We start from the raw sequence: 23974 nt of genomic DNA, 5'->3' as shown, positions 1-23974 counted from the left end.
GGGCTGACGGATGCCGCGTGCGGCGCGCCAGTCGCGACGCGGAACGACGCCGCGCCACGCCCGGGCAGTATCGTGAACGCGTGGAGGGATCGATCGAGGCGCGCGTCAGCCACGAGGTCGACCGGTGGCTGGCGTGGCTGCCCCGGTGGCGTCCGGGCACGCATCGCGCCCGCGTCCGGCTCTGCACCCGCTGCTTCGGCTCGCCCATCCTCGCCGCGGCCGGCCTCGACGTCGACGTGCCGCATCCGGTGCAGCACGCGTTCTCGATGCGCATGAAGGCCATCATCGACGCCGCGGTCGACGACTACACCGCCCGCAACCTGCCGATGCTGCACCGCGAGATCCGCCTCGCCGAGGAGCGCAAGGCCCGCCGCCCGTACCGGGCGGGGGAGGGGCTCGACCCCGAGTTCCTCGGCCTCGACCTCGACCCCGAGCCGGTGCCCGACCAGCCGTTCCTGTTCACCCTCACGGGGCTCGAGGCCGACACCGCCGCCGAGGCGAACGAGCCCGCGCCGCGGCCGTTCACGATGGAGGAGAAGGAGGCGCTCCGCGAGGAGGTGCGCCTCGCCGACGAGTTCGCGAAGCAGCTCGGGCGGCGCATCTGCGTGGAGCTCGCACAGCACCGGGAGCGCATCGCCGCCGCGGTCGTCGCCTACGTGGAGCCGCAGGTCGAGGAACTGCTCGCCGATCTCGACCGCGAGCTCGACGCGCCCGGATGGCCGTCCTGAGCCGCTCGGGGCATTCCGCCTGCGGAGAACATGCGGCCTGCGGCATCCGCCCCATTTGACCGCAAGGTTACGCGGCATTACCATTGATCGGGTGTGCGCGTTGACGCGCGCTTGAATCGTGCCTGCCGATCGACCAGCAATGGTCGTGGCGGTGCACCTCCGGTTCTCGGCAGAACGCACACTCCAAGGGCGCCTCGACGGTCGCCCCCACGGCATACCCACCACTCCAAGGCGCTGCGGTTCCGCGGTGCCGGTGGGTCGTGATGTGAAATCCATCAACGCTGTCACCGTGCAGCATCAACAAGGAGAAGCAGTGCCAACCATTCAGCAGTTGGTCCGCAAGGGTCGCTCGCCGAAGGTCACCAAGACCAAGGCTCCCGCCCTGAAGGCCAACCCCCAGCAGCGCGGCGTGTGCACGCGTGTGTACACCACCACCCCGAAGAAGCCGAACTCCGCGCTCCGCAAGGTCGCTCGTGTGAAGCTCTCGAACGGCACCGAGGTCACGGCCTACATCCCCGGTGAGGGCCACAACCTGCAGGAGCACTCGATGGTGCTCGTGCGCGGCGGTCGTGTGAAGGACCTCCCCGGCGTGCGCTACAAGATCATCCGCGGCGCGCTCGACACGCAGGCCGTCAAGAACCGCAAGCAGGCTCGTAGCCGCTACGGCGCGAAGATGGAGAAGAAGTAATGCCTCGCAAGGGACCCGCTCCGAAGCGCCCCGTCGTCGCCGACCCCGTCTACGGCTCGCCGGTCGTCAGCCAGCTCGTCAACAAGATCCTCGTCGACGGCAAGAAGGACCTCGCGCAGCGCATCGTCTACGAGGCGCTCGAGAACGTCGCGACCAAGTCCGGCCAGGACGCCGTCGCCACCCTCAAGAAGGCGCTCGACAACGTGCGTCCGACCCTCGAGGTGCGTTCGCGCCGCGTCGGCGGTTCGACCTACCAGGTCCCCGTCGAGGTCAAGCCGCACCGCGCCAACACCCTCGCCCTGCGCTGGCTCACGAGCTACGCGAAGGCCCGTCGCGAGAAGACGATGACCGAGCGTCTCACCAACGAGATCCTCGACGCGTCGAACGGCCTGGGTGCCGCGGTCAAGCGCCGCGAGGACACCCACAAGATGGCCGAGTCGAACCGCGCCTTCGCCCACTACCGCTGGTAGTCGGCCGAGCGGATGCCGCAGGCCGCGGCTCGCGGCATCCGCTCACCCTCATCTGCCCTTCCTGAACCATCCGGAGGAACCCCCGTGGCACAAGACGTGCTCACCGACCTGAGCAAGGTCCGCAACATCGGCATCATGGCGCACATCGATGCCGGCAAGACCACCACCACCGAGCGCATCCTGTTCTACACGGGCGTGAACCACAAGATCGGCGAGACCCACGACGGCGCTTCGACGACCGACTGGATGGAGCAGGAGAAGGAGCGCGGCATCACGATCACGTCTGCCGCCGTGACCTGCTTCTGGAACAAGAACCAGATCAACATCATCGACACCCCCGGTCACGTCGACTTCACGGTCGAGGTCGAGCGCTCGCTCCGCGTGCTCGACGGCGCGGTCGCCGTCTTCGACGGCAAGGAGGGCGTCGAGCCCCAGTCCGAGACCGTCTGGCGCCAGGCCGACAAGTACAACGTGCCCCGCATCTGCTTCGTCAACAAGATGGACAAGCTCGGCGCGGACTTCTACTTCACGGTCGACACGATCGTCAAGCGCCTCGGCGCGAAGCCGCTGGTGCTCCAGCTGCCGATCGGCTCCGAGAGCGACTTCGTCGGCGTCGTCGACCTCATCGAGATGCGGGCCCTGGTGTGGCCCGGCGACGCCAAGGGCGACGTGACGATGGGTGCCAAGTACGAGGTGCAGGAGATCCCCGCCGACCTCAAGGAGAAGGCGGAGGAGTACCGTCACACCCTCCTCGAGACCGTCGCCGAGACCGACGACGCGCTGCTCGAGAAGTACTTCGGCGGCGAGGAGCTCACGATTGACGAGATCAAGGGCGCCATCCGCAAGCTGACCGTCAACTCCGAGATCTACCCCGTGCTCTGCGGCTCCGCGTTCAAGAACCGCGGCGTGCAGCCGATGCTCGACGCGGTCATCGACTTCCTGCCGTCGCCGCTCGACGTGCCGGCCGTCGAGGGTCGCAACCCCCGCAACGAGGACGAGATCATCGAGCGTCACCCCGACGCCAACGACCCCTTCGCGGCGCTCGCGTTCAAGGTCGCGGTGCACCCGTTCTTCGGTCGCCTCACCTACATCCGCGTGTACTCGGGTCACCTCGACTCCGGCGGCCAGGTCATCAACTCGACCAAGGGCAAGAAGGAGCGCATCGGGAAGATCTTCCAGATGCACGCCAACAAGGAGAACCCGGTCGACTCGGTCACCGCGGGCAACATCTACGCGGTCATCGGCCTCAAGGACACGACGACCGGCGACACGCTGTGCGACCCCGACAACCAGGTCGTGCTCGAGTCGATGACGTTCCCGAACCCCGTGATCGAGGTCGCCATCGAGCCGAAGACCAAGGCCGACCAGGAGAAGCTCGGCACGGCCATCCAGAAGCTCGCCGAAGAGGACCCCACCTTCCGCACCGAGCTCAACCCCGAGACCGGCCAGACCGTCATCAAGGGCATGGGCGAGCTGCACCTCGACATCCTCGTCGACCGCATGAAGCGGGAGTTCAAGGTCGAGGCGAACGTCGGCAAGCCCCAGGTGGCCTACCGCGAGACGATCAAGCGCGCGGTCGAGAAGCACGACTACACCCACAAGAAGCAGACGGGTGGTTCGGGCCAGTTCGCGAAGATCCAGTTCGCGCTCGAGCCCCTCGAGATCACGGCCGACAAGTCGTACGAGTTCGAGAACAAGGTCACTGGTGGCCGCGTTCCGCGCGAGTACATCCCCTCGGTCGACGCCGGCTTCCAGGACGCCATGCAGTACGGCATCCTGGCCGGCTACCCAATGGTCGGCGTCAAGGGCATCCTGCTCGATGGCGCAGCCCACGACGTCGACTCCTCGGAGATGGCGTTCAAGATCGCCGGCTCGATGGGCTTCAAGGAAGCCGCTCGGAAGGCGAACCCGGTTCTGCTCGAGCCGCTCATGTCCGTCGAGGTCCGCACCCCTGAGGAATACATGGGTGATGTCATCGGCGACCTGAACTCGCGTCGCGGTCAGATCCAGTCGATGGAGGATGCCGCCGGCGTGAAGGTCGTGCGTGCGCACGTCCCGCTCTCGGAGATGTTCGGCTACATCGGCGACCTGCGGTCGAAGACCTCGGGCCGCGCGGTGTACTCGATGGAGTTCGAGAGCTACGCGGAGGTCCCGAAGGCTGTGGCCGACGAGATCGTCCAGAAGAACAAGGGCGAATAGCTCCTTCGCAGGAGTTCGGGCCCTGCCCGCACGACCCAGCCGGGTCGCGTAACATAACAACACAACCCCCGTAGCACACCGGTCGCAATCCAGCGCCCGGGGTTCCTACACGAGTCCTGAGGAGGACCCACAGTGGCTAAGGCCAAGTTCGAGCGGACCAAGCCGCACGTCAACATCGGTACGATCGGTCACGTCGACCACGGCAAGACCACGCTCACCGCAGCGATCTCGAAGGTGCTCGCCGACAAGTACCCGTCGGCCACCAACGTGCAGCGTGACTTCGCGTCGATCGACTCGGCTCCCGAGGAGCGTCAGCGCGGCATCACGATCAACATCTCGCACGTCGAGTACGAGACGCCGAAGCGCCACTACGCGCACGTCGACGCCCCTGGTCACGCCGACTACATCAAGAACATGATCACCGGTGCGGCGCAGATGGACGGCGCGATCCTCGTGGTCGCGGCGACCGACGGCCCGATGGCCCAGACGCGTGAGCACGTGCTGCTCGCCAAGCAGGTCGGCGTGCCCTACCTGCTCGTCGCGCTGAACAAGGCCGACATGGTCGACGACGAGGAGATCCTGGAGCTCGTCGAGCTCGAGGTGTCCGAGCTGCTCGCCAGCCAGGGCTTCGCCGAGGACGCTCCGGTCGTCCGCGTCTCGGGCCTCAAGGCGCTCGAGGGCGACGAGAAGTGGGTCCAGTCGATCCTCGACCTCATGGAGGCCGTCGACAACAGCATCCCCGACCCCGTGCGTGACAAGGACAAGCCGTTCCTCATGCCGATCGAGGACGTCTTCACCATCACCGGTCGTGGCACGGTCGTCACGGGTCGCGCCGAGCGCGGCACGCTGAAGATCAACTCCGAGGTCGAGATCGTCGGCATCCGCCCGACGCAGAAGACCACGGTCACGGGCATCGAGATGTTCCACAAGCAGCTCGACGAGGCCTGGGCCGGCGAGAACTGCGGTCTGCTCCTCCGCGGCACCAAGCGCGAGGACGTCGAGCGCGGCCAGGTCGTCGTGGCCCCCGGTTCGGTCACCCCCCACACGAACTTCGAGGGCACCGCGTACATCCTCTCCAAGGAGGAGGGCGGGCGTCACAACCCGTTCTACGCGAACTACCGTCCGCAGTTCTACTTCCGCACCACCGACGTCACCGGCGTCATCACGCTGCCCGAGGGCACCGAGATGGTCATGCCCGGCGACACCACCGACATGACGGTCGAGCTCATCCAGCCGATCGCCATGGAGGAGGGCCTCGGCTTCGCCATCCGTGAGGGCGGCCGCACCGTCGGCGCCGGCACGGTCACGAAGATCGTCAAGTAACACCCTTCGCACCCTCGCGGGTGCGGAACCGACAGGGGTCGGGCCGTTCGCGGCCCGGCCCCTTCGTCGTCGGTGCGGCGCGTTACCGTCTCATGACGGTCAGGTCAACGGTCGACGGCGGAATTCGGGCACACCCCCCGAACGGGTTACCCTCGATGGGATGGCCGTCCCCGCTCCGCCACTGCCCCGTACCACCTCCACGCGGCCCGAGATCCAAGCGCTCCGGGCCGTGGCCGTCGGTGCTGTCGTCCTGCACCACGGCTGGCCGGCCGTGGCCCCTGCGGGGTACATGGGCGTCGACGTCTTCTTCGTCGTGTCGGGCTTCCTCATCACCGGGCTGCTGCTCCGCGAGCACGAGCGCGCCGGGCGCATCGACCTCGGCGCGTTCTACCTCCGACGGGCCCGCCGAATACTGCCCGCCGCCGTGACCGTGCTCCTCGTGGTCGCGGCAGCCACGCTCGCGCTCGTGCCGCAGCGGGACTGGGCCGAGTGGTTCCGTCAGATCGTCGCGAGCGCCCTCTACTACGAGAACTGGCAGCTCGCCGCCGACTCGCAGATGCCCGCCTACGCCGACCTCGCCTCGACGCCGGTGCAGCACTACTGGTCCCTCTCCGTCGAGGAGCAGTTCTACCTCGTCTGGCCGCTGCTGCTCATCTTCGCGGTCTGGTACGCGCGCCGACGCAGCCGGGCCATCGCGCCTGTGCTCCTCGTCGTCCTCGGCGCGGTGACCGCGGCATCCCTCATCCACTCGGTCATGCTGACGGCGGCCGACCACAACCTCGCCTACTTCTCGACCACGGCCCGCACGTGGGAGTTCGGTGCCGGGGGACTGCTGGCCCTGCTCGCCGCCTCGCCCCTCGTGGGCCGTGAGCGGCTCCGTACGGTCGTGTCGTGGTCCGGCCTCGCGCTCATCGTGGTGCCGATCCTGAGCTTCCGCGACCACGACGCGTTCCCCGGCATGTGGGCGGCGCTGCCCGTCGCGGGCACGATGGCGGTCATCTGGGCCGGCATGCCCGTCACGCGTTGGTCGCCGGCGCGGCTCGCGGGGCTCCAGCCGGTGCAGTGGGTCGGCGACGTGTCGTTCTCGCTCTACCTCTGGCACTGGCCGATCTTCATGTTCACGCCGTTCCTCATCGGCATGCCGAGCCCCTCCTGGGCCATGGTGCTGCTCGTGGCGCTCTCGCTCCTGGTGGCGGGGCTCTCGAAGCAGCTCATCGAGGACCCGTTCCGCACGCGGCGCAACCCCGTGTCGCGCCGGCCCGCGGTGCTCCTCGGCGCGCTCGGCATGCTGGTGGCCGCCGTGGTCGGCGCCGGTCTCGTCGCCCCGGGCATCGCGGCCGAGCAGCAGGTGGCGTGCGAGCACGCCGGCGACCCAGGCTGATCAGACCTCGACGCCGTCGATGGTGGTGCGCAGCTCGACGCTGTCCTCGATGGACCGCGCCACGGTGCATCCGCGCTCGATGGCCTTGTCCATGATGTGGATGAGCTTGTCGCGGTCTTCGGGATCGAGGACCGAGAGGTCGACCAGGATCTCCTCGTCGATCCGGGCGTACCGGTTCTCCTCGTTGGAGCGGCCGTGCGCCCAGATGGTCATCGCGAAGTCGTCGCCGAGACGGCGTGCGGCGACGGTGTCGGCGCTGAGGCCGGCGCAGCCGACGAGCGCGATCTTCAGCAGTTCGCCGGGCGTGAAGTGCTCGCCCTCGAGCTCCTCGCCGCCGATGGTCACCGTGGCGCCGCGCTCGTTGAGCCCCTGGTACCGGCGCGGCGCGATCCGGGCCACCGAGACGCTGCCGGGCGCGATGCGCTCGCTGACCGCGTGGGCGTGCTCGAGGGGCTGCTCGATGGGCTGCTCGGCCATGTGGACTCCCGTCGTCGTGGACCTCGATTCCATCACGTTCCGGGCCGCATCGTCGCGGAGGCTGCGACCTCCCTGTGAACCCGCGACGGCGCGACACGCCCGGGTTGCACGGATGCCTCGACTGTGGCAAACTCGATGAGTTCAACATTTCGAACGGCCTGCCATGCTGCGTGCCGTTCGAATCACTGCCAGGCAGTGCATAGCCACCAAAAAGCTCTCGGAGCCGCACGGGTCAGGCTAGGCCGCAGGCAGCAGAACACACAACCGACAACCACTTTCGAGCATGGTTCCGCCATGCCCGTTCTGCGAGGGCGACACGCCCGAGCGCGGGGGTCGGTGGGGCTCACGGGTCGAGCGTGCCGAGGTCACCGCGCCAGCGGGGTGGTTTCGACAGGCTCGATCACGGCCTTTGACAGATGAACAGTGGTGCTTCACACGGAGTAGCTACGCGGCGTCCAATGCCCTCGGAAGGGGTAAGACGCCTTGACAGAGAGAGAGTCAGCAATGGCGGGACAGAAGATCCGCATTCGACTGAAGTCGTATGACCACGAGGTCATCGACACCTCGGCGCGCAAGATCGTCGACACGGTGACCCGCGCGGGCGCCACGGTCGTCGGCCCCGTGCCGCTTCCGACCGAGAAGAACGTGGTGTGCGTCATCCGTTCGCCCCACAAGTACAAGGACAGCCGCGAGCACTTCGAGATGCGCACCCACAAGCGTCTCATCGACATCGTGGACCCGACGCCCAAGGCCGTCGACTCGCTCATGCGCCTCGACCTCCCGGCCGACGTCAACATCGAGATCAAGCTCTGAGGTAACAGATGTCTTCCGCTACCAAGAACGTGAAGGGTCTGCTCGGCACGAAGCTCGGCATGACCCAGGTGTGGGACGAGAACAACAAGCTCGTTCCGGTCACCGTCATCGAGATCGCCCCGAACGTGGTCACCCAGCTCCGCACCGCGGAGAAGGACGGCTACGAGGCCGTGCAGATCGCCGCAGGCGCCATCGACCCGCGCAAGGTGAACCAGCCCGCGTCCGGCCACTTCAAGGCCGCCGGCGTCACCCCGCGCCGTCACCTCGCCGAGGTGCGCACCGCTGACGCGTCGAGCTACGAGCTCGGCCAGGAGCTCACCGCCGACGGCACCTTCGAGGCCGGCCAGCTCGTCGACGTCGTCGGCACGAGCAAGGGCAAGGGCTTCGCCGGTGTCATGAAGCGCCACAACTTCAAGGGCGTCTCCGCCTCGCACGGTTCCCACCGCAACCACCGCAAGCCCGGTTCGATCGGTGCTTCGTCGACCCCCAGCCGTGTCTTCAAGGGCATGCGCATGGCCGGTCGCATGGGTGGCGAGCGCGTGACCGTGCTCAACCTCCGCGTGCACGCCGTCGACGCCGAGAAGGGCCTGCTGCTCGTCAAGGGCGCGGTTCCCGGTGCTCGCGGCCGTCTCGTTTTCGTCCGCAACGCTGTGAAGGGGGCGTAGTCCATGGCTACCGCCAACACCATCGACGTGCTCGACGTGACCGGCAAGAAGTCCGGCTCGTTCGAGCTGCCCGCCGAGCTCTTCGACGTGCAGACCAACGTCCCGCTCATCCACCAGGTCGTCGTCGCCCAGCTCGCCGCAGCGCGCCAGGGCACGCACAAGACCAAGACCCGCGGAGAGGTCTCCGGCGCCGGTCGCAAGCCGTTCAAGCAGAAGGGCACCGGCCGCGCCCGTCAGGGTTCGATCCGCGCCCCGCAGATGACCGGCGGTGGCATCGTCCACGGCCCGCAGCCGCGTGACTACTCGCAGCGGACCCCCAAGAAGATGATCGCCGCCGCGCTCCTCGGCTCGCTGTCCGACCGCGCACGCGGTGGCCGCATCCACGCCGTCGAGACGTTCGCCGCGGGCGAGGCGCCCAAGACGAAGGACGCCGTCGCGCTCCTCGGTGCGATCGCGCCGGCCAAGCACTACCTCGTCGTGCTCACGCGTGACGAGGAGCTCTCGGCGCGGGCCGTTCGCAACATCCCGACCGTGCACGTGCTGCAGGTCGACCAGCTGAACGCCTACGACGTGCTCGTCTCCGACGACATCGTCTTCAGCGCCGCTGCGCTCGAGGCCTTCGTGGCCGCGAAGTCGCCCAAGGCTGACAGCGCTGTGAAGGAAGAGGTTTCCGCATGAGTTCCGCCGCATACAACAAGGACCCGCGCGACATCATCATCGCGCCCGTCGTCTCGGAGAAGAGCTACGGCCTGATCGACGAGGGCAAGTACACGTTCACCGTGGACCCCCGCTCGAACAAGACCGAGATCAAGCTCGCCATCGAGAAGATCTTCAACGTCGAGGTGGCGTCGATCAACACCCTGAACCGCCAGGGCAAGACCCGCCGGACTCGCTTCGGCACGGGCAAGCGCAAGGACACCAAGCGCGCGATCGTCACCCTCAAGTCCGGCTCGATCGACATCTTCACGGCTGTCGGCTAGGGAGCAGAGGAAAAACATGGCTATTCGTAAGTACAAGCCCACGACCCCGGGTCGTCGCGGTTCGTCTGTTGCGGACTTCGCAGAGATCACCCGCTCGACGCCCGAGAAGTCGCTGCTCCGCCCGCTGTCGAAGACCGGTGGCCGCAACAACCAGGGCCGCATCACCACGCGTCACATCGGTGGTGGCCACAAGCGCCAGTACCGCGTGATCGACTTCCGTCGCAACGACAAGGACGGCGTGCCCGCCAAGGTCGCGCACATCGAGTACGACCCCAACCGCACGGCTCGCATCGCGCTCCTCCACTTCGTGGACGGCACCAAGCGCTACATCCTCGCGCCGAACAAGCTGCAGCAGGGCGACCCGATCGAGTCGGGCCCCAACGCCGACATCAAGCCCGGCAACAACCTGCCGCTGCGCAACATCCCCACCGGTACCGTCGTGCACGCCATCGAGCTCCGCCCCGGCGGCGGCGCCAAGCTGGCCCGCTCGGCCGGCACCTCGGTGCGTCTCGTCGCGAAGGACGGCCCCTACGCCCAGCTGCGCCTCCCCTCGGGCGAGATCCGCAACGTCGATGCGCGCTGCCGCGCGACCGTCGGCGAGGTCGGCAACGCCGAGCAGTCGAACATCAACTGGGGCAAGGCCGGCCGCAAGCGCTGGAAGGGCGTCCGCCCGACCGTCCGCGGTGTCGCGATGAACCCGATCGACCACCCGCACGGTGGTGGTGAGGGCAAGACCTCCGGTGGTCGCCACCCGGTCAGCCCCTGGGGCAAGTCCGAGGGACGCACCCGTCGCCCCAACAAGGAGAGCGACAAGCTCATCGTCCGTCGTCGCACCGTCGGCAAGAAGCGCAAGTAGGAGTAGAAGAAGATGCCGCGCAGTCTCAAGAAGGGCCCCTTCGTCGACGACCACCTGCTTCGCAAGGTCGTCAACCAGAACGAAGCCGGTTCGAAGAACGTCATCAAGACCTGGTCGCGTCGCTCGATGATCATCCCCGCCATGCTGGGGCACACGATCGCCGTGCACGACGGCCGCAAGCACATTCCGGTGTTCGTCACCGAGACCATGGTGGGCCACAAGCTCGGCGAGTTCGCGCCCACCCGCACCTTCCGTGGACACGTGAAGGACGACAAGAAGGGCCGCCGCCGCTGACGCGGTGGCGTGAAGGAGGAAAGAAATGGTGGAGTCGATCGCACGCGTGCGTCACATCCGCGTGACCCCCATGAAGGCCCGCCGCGTCGTCAACATGATCCGCGGCAAGCAGGCTCAGGAGGCCCTGGCCATCCTGAAGTTCGCCCCCCAGGGTGCGAGCGAGCCCGTGTACAAGCTCGTCGCCTCGGCCATCGCGAACGCTCGCGTCAAGGCCGATGCCACGAACACCTACCTGGACGAGCAGGACCTCTACATCAGCCGCGCATTCGTCGATGAGGGCACCACCCTCAAGCGATTCCAGCCGCGCGCGCAGGGTCGTGCCTTCCGCATCAACAAGCGAACGAGCCACATCACCGTCGTGCTCGCCACGCCCGAGGAGGGTACGAAGTAATGGGTCAGAAGGTCAACCCGTACGGCTTCCGTCTCGGCATCACCACCGACCACGTGTCGCGGTGGTTCTCCGACTCGACGAAGCCCGGACAGCGCTACGCCGACTACCTGGCGGAGGACATCAAGATCCGCCGCCTGCTGCAGACGTCGCTCGACCGCGCGGGAGTCTCGCGCATCGAGATCGAGCGCACCCGCGACCGCGTCCGAGTGGACATCCACACGGCGCGTCCCGGCATCGTGATCGGCCGCCGCGGCGCCGAGGCCGAGCGCATCCGCGCCGACCTCGAGAAGCTCACCGGCAAGCAGATCCAGCTCAACATCCTCGAGGTCAAGAACCCCGAGGCCGACGCCCAGCTCGTCGCGCAGGGCATCGCCGAGCAGCTCTCCGCACGTGTGGCGTTCCGCCGCGCGATGCGCAAGGGCCTGCAGGGTGCCCAGCGCGCCGGCGCCAAGGGCGTCCGGATCCAGGTGTCGGGCCGTCTCGGCGGCGCCGAGATGAGCCGCTCGGAGTTCTACCGCGAGGGCCGCGTGCCCCTGCACACGCTCCGCGCGAACATCGACTACGGCTTCTACGAGGCCAAGACCACCTTCGGCCGCATCGGCGTGAAGGTCTGGATCTACAAGGGCGACATCACCAACAAGGAGCTCGCCCGCGAGCAGGCTTCGCAGAAGCCCTCGCGCGGTGACCGCAATGACCGTCCCCGTCGTGCGCCCAAGGCGCAGGAGCCGGTGGCAGCAGGAGTTGAGGCATAACCATGTTGATTCCCCGTCGAGTCAAGTACCGCAAGCAGCACCACCCCGGCCGTTCGGGCCACGCCACCGGCGGCACGAAGGTCACCTTCGGTGAGTTCGGCATCCAGGCGCTGACCCCCGCGTACGTGACGAACCGTCAGATCGAGTCCGCTCGTATCGCCATGACGCGTCACATCAAGCGCGGCGGCAAGGTGTGGATCAACATCTACCCCGACCGTCCGCTCACGAAGAAGCCCGCCGAGACCCGCATGGGTTCCGGCAAGGGCTCGCCCGAGTGGTGGGTCGCGAACGTCAAGCCGGGTCGAGTCCTCTTCGAGGTCTCCGGCGTCTCCGAGGAACTCGCTCGTGAGGCCATGACCCGTGCCATCCACAAGCTGCCCCTCAAGGCACGCATCATCAAGCGCGAGGAGGGCGACGCATAATGGCCGTCGGCACCAAGGAGCTCAGCCCCACCGAGCTCGACACCTTTGAAGACGAGCGACTCGTCGACGAGCTGAAGAAGGCCAAGGAAGAGCTGTTCAACCTGCGCTTCCAGTCGGCCACCGGCCAGCTCGAGAGCCACGGCCGCCTCCGGGCGGTCAAGCGCGACATCGCGCGCATCTACACGGTCATCCGCGAGCGCGAACTCGGCATCCGGGCCACGCCCGCGCCGGTCGAGGCTCCGGCCAAGGCCGAGAAGAAGACCAAGAAGGCCAAGGCCGCCGACGAGGCAGCTGCGACCGAAGAGACGAAGGAGGCCTAGTCATGGCAACCGCCAAGGAGACGACTGGCCACGAGTCGGCCGAGCGCGACGTCAAGGACGTCGACGCACGTGGCTACCGCAAGGTGCGACGCGGCTACGTCGTCAGCGACAAGATGCAGAAGACCATCGTCGTCGAGGTCGAGGACCGCGTGAAGCACCCGCTGTACGGCAAGGTCATCCGCCGCACCTCGAAGATCAAGGCGCACGACGAGCAGAACACCGCCGGCATCGGCGACCTCGTCGTGATCACCGAGACCCGGCCCCTCAGCGCCACCAAGCGCTGGCGCCTCGTCGAGATCGTCGAGAAGGCCAAGTAAGCCTCGGGCTTGCTTGAAAGAAGGAGTTCAAAGTGCTTCAGCAGGAATCACGACTCAAGGTCGCCGATAACACCGGCGCCAAGGAGCTGCTCACGATCCGCGTCCTCGGTGGGTCCAAGCGCCGGTACGCCGGCCTCGGCGACACCATCGTCGCGACCGTCAAGGACGCGATCCCCGGCGGCAACGTCAAGAAGGGCGACGTCGTCAAGGCGGTCATCGTCCGCACCGTCAAGGAGACCCGTCGCCCCGACGGCTCGTACATCAAGTTCGACGAGAACGCCGCGGTGATCCTGAAGAACGACGGTGACCCCCGTGGCACCCGTATCTTCGGACCGGTCGGTCGCGAGCTTCGCGACAAGAAGTTCATGAAGATCATCTCGCTGGCACCGGAGGTTATCTAAGTCATGGCCAACATCAAGAAGGGTGACCTCGTGCAGGTCATCTCGGGCCGCAGCCAGGCCCGCGGCGGAGACCGCGGCAAGCAGGGCAAGGTCCTCGAGGTGCTCGTCGCCGAGAACCGCGTCGTGGTCGAGGGCGTGAACTTCGTCACGAAGCACGTCCGCGTCGGCCAGACGCAACGCGGTTCGAAGACCGGCGGCATCGAGACCCAGGAGGCACCGATCCACGTGTCGAACGTCGCGCTGGTCGACCCCGAGTCCAAGAAGCCGACCCGCGTCGGCTTCCGCAACGAGACGGTGACGAAGGACGGCGTGCAGAAGACCGTCCGCGTCCGCTACGCCAAGAAGTCAGGTAAGGACCTGTAATGACCGATACGGCTACGCAGGCTGGCAAAATCCAGCCGCGACTGAAGACCAAGTACCGGACCGAGATCTCGAAGACCCTCACCGAGGAGCACGGCTACACCAACGTGCACCAGGTGCCGGGTCTCGTGAAGATCGTCGTGAACATGGGCGTCGGCGAGGCGGCCCGCGATGGCAAGATCATCGACGGCGCGATCGCGGACCTCACGAAGATCACCGGGCAGAAGCCGCAGGTCACGAAGGCCCGCAAGTCCATCGCGCAGTTCAAGCTCCGCGAGGGCCAGCCGATCGGCGCCCACGTGACGCTCCGCGGCGACCGCATGTGGGAGTTCCTCGACCGCCTGCTCTCGCTCGCGCTGCCCCGCATCCGCGATTTCCGTGGCCTGTCGGACGCCCAGTTCGACGGCAACGGCAACTACACCTTCGGTCTCACGGAGCAGTCCGTGTTCCACGAGATCGACCAGGACAAGATCGACCGCGTCCGCGGCATGGACATCACCGTGGTGACCACCGCCAAGACCGACGAGGAGGGCCGCGCGCTGCTCAAGCAGCTCGGCTTCCCCTTCCGGTCCGCCACGGCCGCCAACTGATCCACGGATGCCGCGGGCTTGCGCTCGCGGCATCCGACCAGGCCGGGGCATCCGCCCGGGCCTCACACCACAGGTCATCACTCGTGTAACGGGTGCTGAAACCTGGTGAACGTTAGGAAACATCCGTCATGACGATGACCGACCCGGTCGCTGACATGCTGACCCGCCTTCGCAACGCGAACTCGGCGCACCACGACTCCGTGTCGATGCCGAACTCGAAGCTCAAGGGGCACATCGCCGAGATCCTCAAGAACGAGGGCTACATCGCCGGCTTCGAGGTCACCGACGCTCGCGTGGGCACGACGCTCACGCTGCAGCTCAAGTTCGGCCCGAACCGCGAGCGCTCGATCGCGGGCATCAAGCGCGTCTCGAAGCCCGGCCTCCGCGTCTACGCGAAGTCGACCGAGATCCCCAAGGTGCTCGGCGGCCTCGGCGTCGCGATCCTGTCCACTTCCAGCGGTCTGCTGACCGACCGCCAGGCCGAGAAGAAGGGCGTGGGTGGGGAAGTCCTCGCCTACGTGTGGTAGTTCCATGTCACGAATCGGACGACTCCCCATCGACATCCCCGCCGGTGTCGACGTCACGGTCGACGGCGCGGCCGTCACCGTCAAGGGCCCCAAGGGCGAGCTCACGCTCAACGTGCCCACGCCCATCGAGGTGAAGATCGAGGACAACCAGGTGCTCGTCACCCGTCCCGACGACGAGCGCGACTCGCGCTCGCGCCACGGCCTGACGCGCTCGCTCATCGCGAACCAGATCCTCGGCGTCACCGAGGGCTACTCCAAGGGCCTCGAGATCGTCGGCACCGGATACCGCGTCGCCCAGAAGGGCTCGGCCGTCGAGTTCGCGCTCGGCTTCTCGCACCCGGTGACCGTCGAACCGCCGGCCGGCATCACGCTGACCGTCGAGGGCAACAACAAGCTCACGGTCGCGGGCATCGACAAGCAGGCCGTCGGCGAGACCGCCGCCAACATCCGCAAGATCAAGAAGCCCGAGCCGTACAAGGGCAAGGGCATCCGCTACGCCGGCGAGGTCGTGCGTCGCAAGGCCGGAAAGTCAGGTAAGTAATCATGGCTGTGAAGACCAAGACGGCTGCGCGTTCGCGCCGCCACACCCGCCTTCGCAAGAAGATCGTCGGCACCGTCGAGCGTCCGCGCCTCGTCGTGACCCGATCGGCCCGCCACGTCTTCGTGCAGGTCGTCGACGACGCCGCCGGTCGCACCCTGGCATCGGCATCCACCATGGAGGCCGACCTCCGCGCATTCGACGGTGACAAGACCGCGAAGGCGAAGCGGGTCGGCGAGCTCGTGGCCGAGCGCGCGAAGGAGGCGGGCGTCGAGTCCGTCGTCTTCGACCGCGGCGGCAACAAGTACGCAGGCCGAGTCGCCGCCATCGCCGATGGTGCGCGAGAGGCGGGGCTGAGCCTGTGACCGACAACAAGAAGGAGAACGAGGTGGCTGCAGTGGCAGAGGCACCCGTGGAGACCGCCGCGGCGAGCGCTCCCCAGAACGAGCCGCGCGAGGCCCGTCGTGGCAGCCGCGACCGCGGCCCGAGCCGCGACCGCGGTGGCCGTGACGCCGAGAAGAGCCAGTTCCTCGAGCGCGTCGTGACCATCAACCGCGTCTCGAAGGTCGTCAAGGGCGGCCGTCGCTTCAGCTTCACGGCGCTCGTCGTCGTCGGCGACGGCAACGGCCTCGTCGGCGTCGGCTACGGCAAGGCCCGCGAGGTGCCGACCGCGATCTCGAAGGGCGTCGAGGAGGCGAAGAAGAACTTCTTCCGCGTCCCCCGCGTCGGCGCGACCATCCCGCACCCCGTGCAGGGTGAGGCCGCTGCCGGTGTCGTCCTGCTGCGCCCCGCATCGCCCGGTACCGGTGTCATCGCCGGTGGTCCGGTGCGTGCCGTGCTCGAGTGCGCCGGCATCCACGACGTCCTGAGCAAGTCGCTCGGCTCGTCGAACACCATCAACATCGTGCACGCCACGGTCGAGGCGCTGCAGCAGCTCGAAGAGCCGCGTGCAGTGGCCGCCCGTCGTGGTCTCGACTACGACGAGGTCGCCCCCGCCCGTCTGCTGCGTGCCGAGGCCCAGGCGGCCGAGGCCGCCGCAGCAGCGAAGGCAGGTGCCTGATGGCCAAGCAGCTCAAGGTGACCCAGATCAAGTCCAAGGTGAGCGAGAAGCAGTACCAGCGGGACACGCTCCGCAGCCTCGGGCTCAAGCGCATCGGCCAGTCGGTCGTTCGCGAGGACACCCCGCAGAACCGCGGCTACGTGAACACCGTCGCGCACCTCGTGAAGGTTGAGGAGATCGACTAATGGCAGACAACGAGAAGACGACCGAGGTCGCCGAGCCCAAGAAGGCTCCGGCGAAGAAGGCCGCCGCGAAGCCCGCCGCCGAGAAGTCGGAGAAGGCTCCCGCGAAGAAGGCGCCGGCCAAGGCCGCCGCCGCGAAGACCGACGACGCGAAGGCCGAGAAGGCCCCCGCGAAGAAGGCCCCGGCGAAGAAGGCTGCCGACAAGGACGCCGTCGACGCCAAGCGCGAGCCCGTGCTGAAGGTGCACCACCTTCGCCCGGCGCCCGGCGCCAAGAAGGACAAGACCCGCGTCGGACGCGGTGAGGGTTCGAAGGGCAAGACCGCCGGTCGCGGCACCAAGGGCTCCAAGGCCCGCAACAACATCCGCCCCGGGTTCGAGGGTGGCCAGCTTCCGTACCACATGCGTGCGCCGAAGCTGCGCGGCTTCAAGAACCCGTTCCGCGTCGAGTACCAGGTGGTCAACCTGGAGAAGCTCGCCGAGCTCTACCCGAAGGGCGGCGACGTCACCGTCGCCGATCTCGTCGAGAAGGGTGCCGTCCGCAAGAACGAGCGCGTCAAGGTGCTCGGCAACGGCGACATCCAGGTGAAGCTCAACGTGGCGGTCGACAAGGTCTCCGGCTCCGCCGAGCAGAAGATCGTCGCCGCAGGCGGCTCGGTCAAGTAGGCCGCAGCATCACCGATTGTTCGAGCCTGTCGGGACCTCGCGTATGATTCACGGGGGTCTCGACAGGCTCGAGCCGCATACGGACTGAGTCCGGGGCGGCATGACATCAGCTCCAAGACGGAGCCACAGGAGGACGAGTGTTCAACGCCATCGGGCGGATCTTCCGCACGCCGGATCTTCGCCGCAAGCTCGGGTTCACGCTGGGCATCGTCGCCCTGTTCCGGCTCGGCTCCTTCATCCCGGCGCCGTTCGTGGACTTCAGCAACGTGCAGGCGTGTCTCGCGGCGAGCCAAGGGGCATCCGGTCTCTACGACCTCGTCAACCTCTTCTCGGGCGGTGCGCTGCTGCAGCTGTCGATCTTCGCGCTCGGCATCATGCCGTACATCACGGCGTCGATCATCGTGCAGCTGCTGCGGGTGGTCATCCCCCACTTCGAGACCCTCTACAAGGAGGGCCAGGCCGGCCAGGGCAAGCTCACGCAGTACACCCGCTACCTGACCATCGCCCTCGGCGTGCTCCAGTCGACGACCCTCATCACCGTGGCTCGCTCGGGCGCACTGTTCCCGACCGGCGCCCCGGAGTGCTCGCAGCTCATCACGAACGACGCCTGGTACGCCATGCTCCTGATGGTCATCACGATGACCGCGGGCACCGGCCTCATCATGTGGATGGGTGAGCTCAWCACCGAGCGCGGCATCGGCAACGGCATGTCGCTGCTGATCTTCACGTCCATCGCGGCGCAGTTCCCCGGCTCGCTCTGGGCCATCGGCATCGCCCGCGGCTGGGACGTCTTCGGGATCGTCCTCCTGGTCGGCCTGGCGGTGGTCGTCGGCGTCGTGTTCGTCGAGCAGTCGCAACGGCGCATCCCGGTGCAGTACGCGAAGCGGATGGTCGGCCGGCGAACGTACGGCGGCAACAACACCTACATCCCGATCAAGGTCAACATGGCCGGCGTCGTGCCCGTCATCTTCGCCTCGTCGCTGCTCTACCTGCCGGCGCTCATCGCCCAGTTCAACCAGCCGGCCGCCGGTGAAGAGCCGCAGCCCTGGGTCGTGTGGATCACGAACTACCTCACCAAGGGCGACCACCCGCTCTACATGCTCCTCTACTTCCTGCTCATCGTCGGGTTCACGTACTTCTACGTGGCGATCACGTTCAACCCCGACGAGGTCTCCGAGAACATGAAGAAGTACGGCGGCTTCATCCCCGGCATCCGTGCCGGGCGCCCGACGGCCGAGTACCTCGACTACGTGCTCACCCGCATCACGCTGCCCGGCTCGTTCTACCTCGGCGCGATCGCGCTGCTGCCGCTCATCGCGTTCAGCCTCGTGGGGGCGAACTCGAACTTCCCGTTCGGCGGCGCCTCGATCCTGATCATCGTCGGCGTCGGCCTCGAGACGGTGAAGCAGATCGACGCCCAGCTCCAGCAGCGTCACTACGAGGGGCTCCTCCGATGACGGGGTCGGCCACCGGCTCCGCGCGGTTCCTGATCGTCGGCCCCCAGGGGTCGGGCAAGGGCACCCAGGGCGTCCTCGTCGCCGAGGCCTTCGGCGTTCCCGCGATCTCCACGGGCGATGTCTTCCGCGAGAACATCTCGGGCGGCACCGAGCTCGGTTCGCGCGTACAGGCGATCGTCGAGGCCGGGGATCTCGTGCCCGACGAGCTCACCTGCGAGCTCGTGCGCGACCGGCTCGCGCAGCCTGACGCCGCGAGCGGCTTCCTGCTCGACGGGTTCCCCCGCAACCGCGCCCAGGTCGCCGACCTCGAGGAGTTCCTCGCCGGTCGCGACGAGGCGCTCGACGCGGTCATCGAGCTCAGCGTGCCGCGTGACGAGAGCATCTCCCGGCTGCGCCAGCGGGCGATCGACCAGGGCCGCACCGACGACACCGAACAGGTGATCGCGAATCGCCTCGCGATCTACGAGCGTGAGACCGCCCCGATCCTCGAGGAGTACCGCGGAAAGGGCCTCGTCGTGCAGGTCGACGGCGTCGGCACCCTCGACGAGGTCACCGAGCGCATCTTCGACGCGCTCGCCGACCGTGGCCTTCGCGCCACCGGCGACGGCGGCAACGGCGCGGCTGCCTGAGCCGGCGTGTTCCGTCGCTCGATCTACAAGTCCCCGGCTGAACTCCGCTCGATGGTGGCCGCCGGTGCGGCCACTGCGGCGGCGCTCGACGAGGCACGTCGCCTGCTCGCCCCCGGCGTGACGCCGCTCGAGCTCGATGCGGCCGCCGAGCGGGTGATCCGGGGCCTCGGCGGGATCCCGAACTTCCAGCTGGTGCCCGGATACCGGCACACGCTGTGCGTCTCGGTGGACGACGACGTCGTGCACGGCATCCCCGGAGACCGCGCATTCCGCCCCGGGGACATCGTCTCCGTCGACGGCGGCGCGGAGGTGGACGGCTGGAACGGCGACGCCGCGTTCACCGTGGTGCTGCCCGACCCCTCGCGGCCAGACGTCGTGGCGGCGCGGGAGCTCCTCTCCTCGGTGACCGAGGCGGCGCTCTGGCGCGGCATCGCGACGCTCGCGCACGCGCGGCATCTCAACGAGGTTGGGGCCGCCATCGAGGAGCACGTCCACGATGCCGGCGACTACGGCATCCTCGCCGACTACGTCGGTCACGGCATCGGCCGCACCATGCACGAGGAACCCCCGGTCTTCAACTACCGGGTCGACCGCAAGGGCCCGACCGTGAAGCCCGGCCTGGTCGTCGCGATCGAGCCGATGGTGGTCGCCGGCGACCTCGAGACCTTCGTCCGCGACGACGAGTGGACGGTCACCACCGCCGACGGGGCCGACTCCGCGCATTGGGAGCACTCGGTCGCCGTGCACGAGGGCGGCATCTGGGTGCTCACCGCCGAGGACGGCGGCGCGGCGGGCCTTGCACCCTTCGGCGTCGCCCCGGTCCCGTTCGCCTAGCGGGAGCCGGGAGGCCGGCGCCGTCAGGCGCTGTCAGGCGCCGTGAGGTTCCATGAGTCGGGCGAGCTCGACGAGCAGTCCGGGGTAGTCCGTCGCGCCGCGCACCAGCCGTTGCACGTTCTCCCGCTCCGAGAATGCCTCGACGAACTGGTCGAACACCTCCTGGAACTCCGCGCGGCCGCTCTCCGAGAAGGCGATCAGGGCGACCACGTTGACGTTCACGCCACCCCAGTCGATCGGCACGTCGTCGACGGCGATGGCGATCGCCGTGCGCCGTGCGGACATGGTCATCGCGTGCGGAACGGCGAGGTGCTCGGTGAAGGCCGTCGACGACAGGCGCTCCCGGGCGAGGGCCCCCTCGACGTAGGCCTGGTCGATCACGTCGGCGCCGATCATGCGGTCGCCGAGCATCCGGATCGCGCCGTCCCGATCGAGCCCGCGCAGGCCGCGCACGAACAGCTCGGGCGCGATGTACCCCGACAGGCTGGCCGCCAGTCGCGCCCGTCGCCGCGCCCGCCGCACCCGCGACACCTCCGCGCGCACGCGTTCGAGGTCGGCCTCGCTGGGGAACGGCGAGACCAGGACCATGTGCTCCGTCGGCGCGGTCGGCTCCAGCACGGCCACGAGCACGTCGGCCGACTCGGCTCCGTCGCCGGCTCGGTCGCCGTCGGCCACGACCTCCACGTCGTCGTCGACCGCCGATCGGATGCGCGCCTCGAGCGCTCGGTGCACGTCGTGGTACGCCGGTGCCGCGACCACCAGGCGCACCGTGCCGCCGCGCGACCGTCGCTGGTCCAGGTGCGCGCCCACGTGCATCGCGATGTACGCGATCTCGTCGTCGGTGACGCCGATGCCCTCGGTGCGTGCCAGCTCGCTCGCGATGTACACGGCGAGCTCGTAGATGAGCGGGTAGGCCGCCTTGATCGAGGCGGTGAGCGGGTTGCGCGAGAACTGCGCGTCCGTCGCCCGCGCCACCAGGTTGTCGACGTGCAGCGCGAGCCGATCGATGAACTCCTCGTCGTCGAGGTCGATGAGGTAGGCGGATGACGCGCTCGCGACGATGCGGCGGACGAGCGGCACCCGCGGTGAGAGCGGCCGGCCCGCGGCATCCGCTCGCGCCGTCGCGGTGGTGCGCGTCGCGGCCCGGGTCTCGAGGAGCCGGGTGAGGTGCTGGAGGTCGGCCGGGCCGATGTCGGTGCCGAAGTGCTCGCCGACGAGCCGCGTCACGAGCTCGGCGAGGGGGCTCGTGGTCGTCGGGTCCGCGGGCTCGGCGGGACTGCTGCCGTCGGCAGGGGCTTGTCCTGCCCGCGACGTCGGTTCCCGGGGCTCCTCGGGCTCCAGCGGATGGTCGGCGGCGACCCGGTCGAGCGCGATGGCGGCGTGCAGCAGCACGTCGTTGAGGCCGTACTCGTTGGGCGCGTAGCCGGCGTCGGCGAGGCCGGCGACCAGTGCGGTTCGGAAGTCGGACACCTCGGGGAAGGCGGCCCGCAGCGCGTCGAGCTCGAGCATGCCGCGCGACGACTCCTCGCGGAAGAGCGCGCCGAGCAGGCGTCGGCGCGCCGACTCGGGCCCCTCGAGGACGATGCGCGGCCCGTGCCGCACGAGGGTGAGGCCCGTGCCCTCGAGTCGGGCGCGCACCCGGCCGAGGTCGCTCTCGAACGTCGAGTCGCTGACGTGCGCCGCGGCGGCGGTCTCGTACACGTCGAGGCCGTCGGTCGCGTCGATGAGCGAGCGGATGACGCGCGCCACGCGCATCGCCGGCGTCGAGTCGCGGCGCGGCGGGGTGCGCTTGCCGGCCCAGGCCGCGCGATCGAGCCGGTAGCCGGCCGGCCCGGACTCGACGACCGTGCGGCCCTCGTTCGCCTGCGCGGCATAGTTGCGGATGGTGCGCGGGGTGACGTCGAGCCGAGCGGCGAGTTCGGCGGCGGTCGTCCAGCCGCCGGCGTGCGCGAGCGCGTCGACGAGGCGCTCCCACTTCTCGGCCACTGCAGCTCCCGGGTGTCACCGGCGCCACGCGACGCCGTGCGGTGGAGCCAGTCAACCACCCACGCGCCGTCCCGTGGCCCGATCCGCGATCGGTTTCCGGGGGTGCGGAAGCGAATCGGGTGGCTCGCAACCGACACCGGTCGGCAGACTCGTTCCATCGCGGCGGGATGCCGTGGCCGAACGATCGATGAGGACCGGGCGAGAACCGGGCGAGGAGGCTTGGTGGTGCGCATCATCGTGGTCTGTGGCGCTGGCGCATCCAGCACCTTCATCGCCCATCGCATCCGGCGGGCCGCCTCGAACAGGGGAATCGAGGTGCGTGCGAACGCGACGAGCGAATCACAGCTCGACGCGGCGCTCGCCGACGCGGACGTGCTCCTCGTCGGCGCCCACCTCGTCGACCGCATCGGCCAGCTGCGCGAACGCGCGGCCGCGGCATCCGTGCCGTTCGCCATCCTCACCTCGGAGGCGGCCGCCGCCCCCGACGGGGAGGACGCCCTCGACCTCGCCCTCGAGTTCGCTGGGGCGGCGTCATGAATCCGAGCACGGCGCGCGCCGCGGTTTCCACCGCAGTGGCCCCGGGCTATGGTGAACGAGGGAACGGAAGCCAGCGACGGAGACCGGAGTCATGGTGGAACGCACTGTTCGAATCGGATCGACCCACGGCCTGCACGCCCGGCCTGCGAAGCTCTTCACGCAGGCCGCTGCCGCATCCGGCGCGTCGGTCACCATCCAGAAGGCCGGCGGCGCACCCGTCAACGCGGCGAGCATCCTCGCCGTCATCGCGCAGGGCATCGACCACGGCGACGACGTCACGATCGTCGTCGACGGCGGCGACGAGTCGGCCGTGCTCGACCAGCTCGTGGAGTTGCTCAGCACCGACCACGACGAATAGCGCGCGGCATCCGTCGCCCGGGCATCCGAACGGGGAGGGCGAATGATGGAGATCAAGGGCACGGGCATCGGACAGGGTGTCGCGGTCGGACCGGTCGTGCGCATGGCCGAGGCATTGCCGGAGCCCGTCGATCGACCCAGCCACCTCGACCCCGAGCGTGAGGGCGAGCGGGCGAGGGCGTCGTTGTCGGTCGTCGCGGCGGAGCTCGCGAACCGCGGCGCGAAGGCCGGCGGTGYCGCGAAGGACGTGCTCGAGGCGCAGGCCATGATGGCCGAGGACCCGAGCCTGATCGACGAGGTCACGAAGCTGCTCGCCACGGGCAAGACCGCCGAGCGCGCCGTGTACGAGTCGTTCGCCGCGTACCGCGACCTGCTCGCCGGCATGGGCGGCTACATGGGGGAGCGTGCCGCCGACCTCGACGACATCTCGCAGCGGGTCATCGCGCACCTGCTGAAGCTCCCGGCGCCGGGCGTGCCCAACCCCGGCCATCCGTTCGTGCTCGTCGCCCGCGACCTCGCGCCGGCCGACACCGCGACCCTCGACCTCGGCCAGGTGCTCGGGCTCGTCACCGTCGACGGCGGCCCGACCTCGCACACGGCGATCCTCGCGCGTGAGAAGTCGATCGTCGCGATCGTCGGGGCGACGGATGCCGCGAGCCTCGCCGACGGCGACACCGTCGTCGTCGATGCGGCGAACGACCTCGTCATCGCCGACCCCACGCCCGACCAGGTGACCGATGCCCGGACCCGCATCGCGGAACGCGCCGCCCTGGAG

At 68.5% G+C, this 23974-nt stretch carries 34 protein-coding genes; 32 read left to right on the top strand and 2 right to left on the bottom strand.

Annotation, left to right across the window (positions count from 1 at the left end):
* The 6 genes from AC1DY2_RS01885 to AC1DY2_RS01860 all read left to right on the top strand — a co-directional run.
* A partial coding sequence (locus AC1DY2_RS01885) for a hypothetical protein (RefSeq protein ID WP_476760860.1) occupies positions 1 to 728 on the top strand: 728 nt, incomplete at its 5' end.
* 313 nt (positions 729 to 1041) lie between these two features.
* The gene (gene rpsL / locus AC1DY2_RS01880; RefSeq protein ID WP_022889720.1) at positions 1042 to 1416 is read left to right on the top strand and encodes a 30S ribosomal protein S12; all 375 of its coding nucleotides are present in this window, start codon (positions 1042 to 1044) and stop codon (positions 1414 to 1416) included.
* Positions 1416 to 1886: a 30S ribosomal protein S7 gene (gene rpsG, locus AC1DY2_RS01875; RefSeq protein ID WP_159600517.1), complete on the top strand. Its 471-nt coding sequence runs from the start codon at positions 1416 to 1418 to the stop codon at positions 1884 to 1886. The genes rpsL and rpsG overlap by 1 nt, the downstream gene beginning before the upstream one ends.
* A gap of 84 nt (positions 1887 to 1970) precedes the next feature.
* Positions 1971 to 4085 (top strand): elongation factor G, encoded by a 2115-nt coding sequence (gene fusA, locus AC1DY2_RS01870; RefSeq protein WP_309977291.1) that lies wholly within the window; start codon positions 1971 to 1973, stop codon positions 4083 to 4085.
* Positions 4086 to 4217: 132 nt separating this feature from the next.
* Positions 4218 to 5408 (top strand): elongation factor Tu, encoded by a 1191-nt coding sequence (gene tuf, locus AC1DY2_RS01865; RefSeq protein ID WP_159600513.1) that lies wholly within the window; start codon positions 4218 to 4220, stop codon positions 5406 to 5408.
* Between the two features lie 160 nt (positions 5409 to 5568).
* The gene (locus tag AC1DY2_RS01860) at positions 5569 to 6789 is read left to right on the top strand and encodes an acyltransferase family protein (protein ID WP_476760859.1); all 1221 of its coding nucleotides are present in this window, start codon (positions 5569 to 5571) and stop codon (positions 6787 to 6789) included.
* Here the strand turns inward: AC1DY2_RS01860 and AC1DY2_RS01855 are convergent, their stop codons facing one another.
* Positions 6790 to 7266 (bottom strand): OsmC family protein, encoded by a 477-nt coding sequence (locus tag AC1DY2_RS01855; RefSeq protein WP_476760858.1) that lies wholly within the window; start codon positions 7264 to 7266, stop codon positions 6790 to 6792. It abuts the gene before it with no gap.
* Between the two features lie 504 nt (positions 7267 to 7770).
* On the opposite strand from AC1DY2_RS01855, the gene rpsJ reads away from it, so the two are divergent.
* The 23 genes from rpsJ to map all read left to right on the top strand — a co-directional run bounded on the left by rpsJ (position 7771) and on the right by map (position 20319).
* Positions 7771 to 8079: a 30S ribosomal protein S10 gene (gene rpsJ, locus AC1DY2_RS01850; protein ID WP_017201594.1), complete on the top strand. Its 309-nt coding sequence runs from the start codon at positions 7771 to 7773 to the stop codon at positions 8077 to 8079.
* 8 nt (positions 8080 to 8087) lie between these two features.
* On the top strand, positions 8088 to 8744 hold the full coding sequence (gene rplC, locus AC1DY2_RS01845) for a 50S ribosomal protein L3 (RefSeq protein ID WP_056734926.1): 657 nt from the start codon (positions 8088 to 8090) through the stop codon (positions 8742 to 8744).
* Positions 8745 to 8747: 3 nt separating this feature from the next.
* The gene (gene rplD, locus AC1DY2_RS01840; protein ID WP_476760857.1) at positions 8748 to 9422 is read left to right on the top strand and encodes a 50S ribosomal protein L4; all 675 of its coding nucleotides are present in this window, start codon (positions 8748 to 8750) and stop codon (positions 9420 to 9422) included.
* On the top strand, positions 9419 to 9724 hold the full coding sequence (gene rplW / locus AC1DY2_RS01835; RefSeq protein ID WP_476760856.1) for a 50S ribosomal protein L23: 306 nt from the start codon (positions 9419 to 9421) through the stop codon (positions 9722 to 9724). Before rplD ends, rplW begins: the two co-directional genes overlap by 4 nt.
* Positions 9725 to 9740: 16 nt before the next feature.
* Positions 9741 to 10580, top strand: a complete 840-nt coding sequence (rplB, locus tag AC1DY2_RS01830) for a 50S ribosomal protein L2 (RefSeq protein ID WP_159600503.1) — start codon at positions 9741 to 9743, stop codon at positions 10578 to 10580.
* A gap of 12 nt (positions 10581 to 10592) precedes the next feature.
* A complete protein-coding gene (rpsS, locus tag AC1DY2_RS01825) occupies positions 10593 to 10874 on the top strand; it encodes a 30S ribosomal protein S19 (RefSeq protein WP_307039500.1) in 282 nt (93 codons plus the stop codon).
* A gap of 25 nt (positions 10875 to 10899) precedes the next feature.
* Positions 10900 to 11265, top strand: a complete 366-nt coding sequence (gene rplV / locus AC1DY2_RS01820; RefSeq protein ID WP_026378675.1) for a 50S ribosomal protein L22 — start codon at positions 10900 to 10902, stop codon at positions 11263 to 11265.
* Positions 11265 to 12017, top strand: a complete 753-nt coding sequence (gene rpsC / locus AC1DY2_RS01815) for a 30S ribosomal protein S3 (RefSeq protein WP_159600501.1) — start codon at positions 11265 to 11267, stop codon at positions 12015 to 12017. Before rplV ends, rpsC begins: the two co-directional genes overlap by 1 nt.
* Before the next feature lie 2 nt (positions 12018 to 12019).
* Complete coding sequence (gene rplP, locus AC1DY2_RS01810; RefSeq protein ID WP_056010870.1) at positions 12020 to 12439, top strand: 50S ribosomal protein L16; 420 nt, start codon at positions 12020 to 12022, stop codon at positions 12437 to 12439.
* Positions 12439 to 12759, top strand: coding sequence for a 50S ribosomal protein L29 (rpmC, locus tag AC1DY2_RS01805; protein WP_309977309.1), 321 nt, complete (start codon positions 12439 to 12441; stop codon positions 12757 to 12759). The genes rplP and rpmC overlap by 1 nt, the downstream gene beginning before the upstream one ends.
* A 2-nt stretch (positions 12760 to 12761) precedes the next feature.
* Entirely contained in the window at positions 12762 to 13076 is a 315-nt protein-coding gene (gene rpsQ / locus AC1DY2_RS01800; RefSeq protein ID WP_159600497.1) for a 30S ribosomal protein S17, read from the top strand.
* A gap of 32 nt (positions 13077 to 13108) precedes the next feature.
* A complete protein-coding gene (gene rplN / locus AC1DY2_RS01795; protein WP_122937450.1) occupies positions 13109 to 13477 on the top strand; it encodes a 50S ribosomal protein L14 in 369 nt (122 codons plus the stop codon).
* 3 nt (positions 13478 to 13480) lie between these two features.
* Entirely contained in the window at positions 13481 to 13840 is a 360-nt protein-coding gene (rplX, locus tag AC1DY2_RS01790; protein WP_309977312.1) for a 50S ribosomal protein L24, read from the top strand.
* Positions 13840 to 14427, top strand: coding sequence for a 50S ribosomal protein L5 (rplE, locus tag AC1DY2_RS01785; protein ID WP_309977314.1), 588 nt, complete (start codon positions 13840 to 13842; stop codon positions 14425 to 14427). The genes rplX and rplE overlap by 1 nt, the downstream gene beginning before the upstream one ends.
* A gap of 128 nt (positions 14428 to 14555) precedes the next feature.
* On the top strand, positions 14556 to 14954 hold the full coding sequence (gene rpsH, locus AC1DY2_RS01780) for a 30S ribosomal protein S8 (RefSeq protein WP_159600491.1): 399 nt from the start codon (positions 14556 to 14558) through the stop codon (positions 14952 to 14954).
* Positions 14955 to 14958: 4 nt separating this feature from the next.
* Positions 14959 to 15495: a 50S ribosomal protein L6 gene (gene rplF, locus AC1DY2_RS01775; protein WP_476760855.1), complete on the top strand. Its 537-nt coding sequence runs from the start codon at positions 14959 to 14961 to the stop codon at positions 15493 to 15495.
* A gap of 2 nt (positions 15496 to 15497) precedes the next feature.
* The gene (gene rplR, locus AC1DY2_RS01770; protein ID WP_159600487.1) at positions 15498 to 15857 is read left to right on the top strand and encodes a 50S ribosomal protein L18; all 360 of its coding nucleotides are present in this window, start codon (positions 15498 to 15500) and stop codon (positions 15855 to 15857) included.
* On the top strand, positions 15854 to 16552 hold the full coding sequence (rpsE, locus tag AC1DY2_RS01765; protein ID WP_203230643.1) for a 30S ribosomal protein S5: 699 nt from the start codon (positions 15854 to 15856) through the stop codon (positions 16550 to 16552). Before rplR ends, rpsE begins: the two co-directional genes overlap by 4 nt.
* Positions 16552 to 16737 (top strand): 50S ribosomal protein L30, encoded by a 186-nt coding sequence (gene rpmD / locus AC1DY2_RS01760; RefSeq protein ID WP_022889741.1) that lies wholly within the window; start codon positions 16552 to 16554, stop codon positions 16735 to 16737. The genes rpsE and rpmD overlap by 1 nt, the downstream gene beginning before the upstream one ends.
* Complete coding sequence (gene rplO, locus AC1DY2_RS01755; protein ID WP_309977323.1) at positions 16737 to 17399, top strand: 50S ribosomal protein L15; 663 nt, start codon at positions 16737 to 16739, stop codon at positions 17397 to 17399. Before rpmD ends, rplO begins: the two co-directional genes overlap by 1 nt.
* A gap of 137 nt (positions 17400 to 17536) precedes the next feature.
* Positions 17537 to 18856: a preprotein translocase subunit SecY gene (gene secY, locus AC1DY2_RS01750; protein ID WP_476760854.1), complete on the top strand. Its 1320-nt coding sequence runs from the start codon at positions 17537 to 17539 to the stop codon at positions 18854 to 18856.
* Positions 18853 to 19485, top strand: coding sequence for an adenylate kinase (locus AC1DY2_RS01745; RefSeq protein ID WP_476760853.1), 633 nt, complete (start codon positions 18853 to 18855; stop codon positions 19483 to 19485). The genes secY and AC1DY2_RS01745 overlap by 4 nt, the downstream gene beginning before the upstream one ends.
* A gap of 6 nt (positions 19486 to 19491) precedes the next feature.
* Positions 19492 to 20319 (top strand): type I methionyl aminopeptidase, encoded by an 828-nt coding sequence (gene map, locus AC1DY2_RS01740; RefSeq protein ID WP_476760852.1) that lies wholly within the window; start codon positions 19492 to 19494, stop codon positions 20317 to 20319.
* A gap of 33 nt (positions 20320 to 20352) precedes the next feature.
* Here the strand turns inward: map and AC1DY2_RS01735 are convergent, their stop codons facing one another.
* Positions 20353 to 22305: a BglG family transcription antiterminator gene (locus AC1DY2_RS01735; RefSeq protein WP_476760851.1), complete on the bottom strand. Its 1953-nt coding sequence runs from the start codon at positions 22303 to 22305 to the stop codon at positions 20353 to 20355.
* A 222-nt stretch (positions 22306 to 22527) separates the two neighbouring features.
* On the opposite strand from AC1DY2_RS01735, the gene AC1DY2_RS01730 reads away from it, so the two are divergent.
* From AC1DY2_RS01730 to AC1DY2_RS01720, 3 genes are all read left to right on the top strand, one after another.
* On the top strand, positions 22528 to 22842 hold the full coding sequence (locus tag AC1DY2_RS01730; RefSeq protein WP_309977333.1) for a PTS sugar transporter subunit IIB: 315 nt from the start codon (positions 22528 to 22530) through the stop codon (positions 22840 to 22842).
* Positions 22843 to 22933: 91 nt separating this feature from the next.
* Positions 22934 to 23200, top strand: coding sequence for an HPr family phosphocarrier protein (locus tag AC1DY2_RS01725; protein ID WP_476760850.1), 267 nt, complete (start codon positions 22934 to 22936; stop codon positions 23198 to 23200).
* 42 nt (positions 23201 to 23242) lie between these two features.
* Positions 23243 to 23974: phosphoenolpyruvate-utilizing N-terminal domain-containing protein (locus AC1DY2_RS01720; RefSeq protein WP_476760849.1), on the top strand; the 732-nt coding region annotated here is incomplete at its 3' end.

This window comes from Agromyces sp. P1_H4, from assembly GCF_056405255.1.
Note: the sequence above shows the minus strand (reverse complement) of the source record. Positions and strands in the feature narration are given on the sequence as shown.

Bases quoted from the DNA above. Each gene is read 5' to 3' on its own strand.
- rplO (WP_309977323.1), top strand. From the start codon at position 16,737: ATGGCAGACAACGAGAAGACGACCGAGGTCGCCGAGCCCAAGAAGGCT.
- rplR (WP_159600487.1), top strand. From the start codon at position 15,498: ATGGCTGTGAAGACCAAGACGGCTGCGCGTTCGCGCCGCCACACCCGC.
- AC1DY2_RS01725 (WP_476760850.1), top strand. From the start codon at position 22,934: ATGGTGGAACGCACTGTTCGAATCGGATCGACCCACGGCCTGCACGCC.
- rpmC (WP_309977309.1), top strand. From the start codon at position 12,439: ATGGCCGTCGGCACCAAGGAGCTCAGCCCCACCGAGCTCGACACCTTT.
- rplV (WP_026378675.1), top strand. From the start codon at position 10,900: ATGGTGGAGTCGATCGCACGCGTGCGTCACATCCGCGTGACCCCCATG.
- rpsJ (WP_017201594.1), top strand. From the start codon at position 7,771: ATGGCGGGACAGAAGATCCGCATTCGACTGAAGTCGTATGACCACGAG.
- rplC (WP_056734926.1), top strand. From the start codon at position 8,088: ATGTCTTCCGCTACCAAGAACGTGAAGGGTCTGCTCGGCACGAAGCTC.
- rplF (WP_476760855.1), top strand. From the start codon at position 14,959: ATGTCACGAATCGGACGACTCCCCATCGACATCCCCGCCGGTGTCGAC.
- AC1DY2_RS01855 (WP_476760858.1), bottom strand. From the start codon at position 7,266: ATGGCCGAGCAGCCCATCGAGCAGCCCCTCGAGCACGCCCACGCGGTC.
- AC1DY2_RS01745 (WP_476760853.1), top strand. From the start codon at position 18,853: ATGACGGGGTCGGCCACCGGCTCCGCGCGGTTCCTGATCGTCGGCCCC.
- rpsH (WP_159600491.1), top strand. From the start codon at position 14,556: ATGACGATGACCGACCCGGTCGCTGACATGCTGACCCGCCTTCGCAAC.
- rplD (WP_476760857.1), top strand. From the start codon at position 8,748: ATGGCTACCGCCAACACCATCGACGTGCTCGACGTGACCGGCAAGAAG.
- AC1DY2_RS01860 (WP_476760859.1), top strand. From the start codon at position 5,569: ATGGCCGTCCCCGCTCCGCCACTGCCCCGTACCACCTCCACGCGGCCC.
- rpsS (WP_307039500.1), top strand. From the start codon at position 10,593: ATGCCGCGCAGTCTCAAGAAGGGCCCCTTCGTCGACGACCACCTGCTT.
- rplX (WP_309977312.1), top strand. From the start codon at position 13,481: ATGGCCAACATCAAGAAGGGTGACCTCGTGCAGGTCATCTCGGGCCGC.
- rplW (WP_476760856.1), top strand. From the start codon at position 9,419: ATGAGTTCCGCCGCATACAACAAGGACCCGCGCGACATCATCATCGCG.
- rpsG (WP_159600517.1), top strand. From the start codon at position 1,416: ATGCCTCGCAAGGGACCCGCTCCGAAGCGCCCCGTCGTCGCCGACCCC.
- rplE (WP_309977314.1), top strand. From the start codon at position 13,840: ATGACCGATACGGCTACGCAGGCTGGCAAAATCCAGCCGCGACTGAAG.
- rplB (WP_159600503.1), top strand. From the start codon at position 9,741: ATGGCTATTCGTAAGTACAAGCCCACGACCCCGGGTCGTCGCGGTTCG.
- rpmD (WP_022889741.1), top strand. From the start codon at position 16,552: ATGGCCAAGCAGCTCAAGGTGACCCAGATCAAGTCCAAGGTGAGCGAG.
- rpsC (WP_159600501.1), top strand. From the start codon at position 11,265: ATGGGTCAGAAGGTCAACCCGTACGGCTTCCGTCTCGGCATCACCACC.
- rplP (WP_056010870.1), top strand. From the start codon at position 12,020: ATGTTGATTCCCCGTCGAGTCAAGTACCGCAAGCAGCACCACCCCGGC.
- rpsQ (WP_159600497.1), top strand. From the start codon at position 12,762: ATGGCAACCGCCAAGGAGACGACTGGCCACGAGTCGGCCGAGCGCGAC.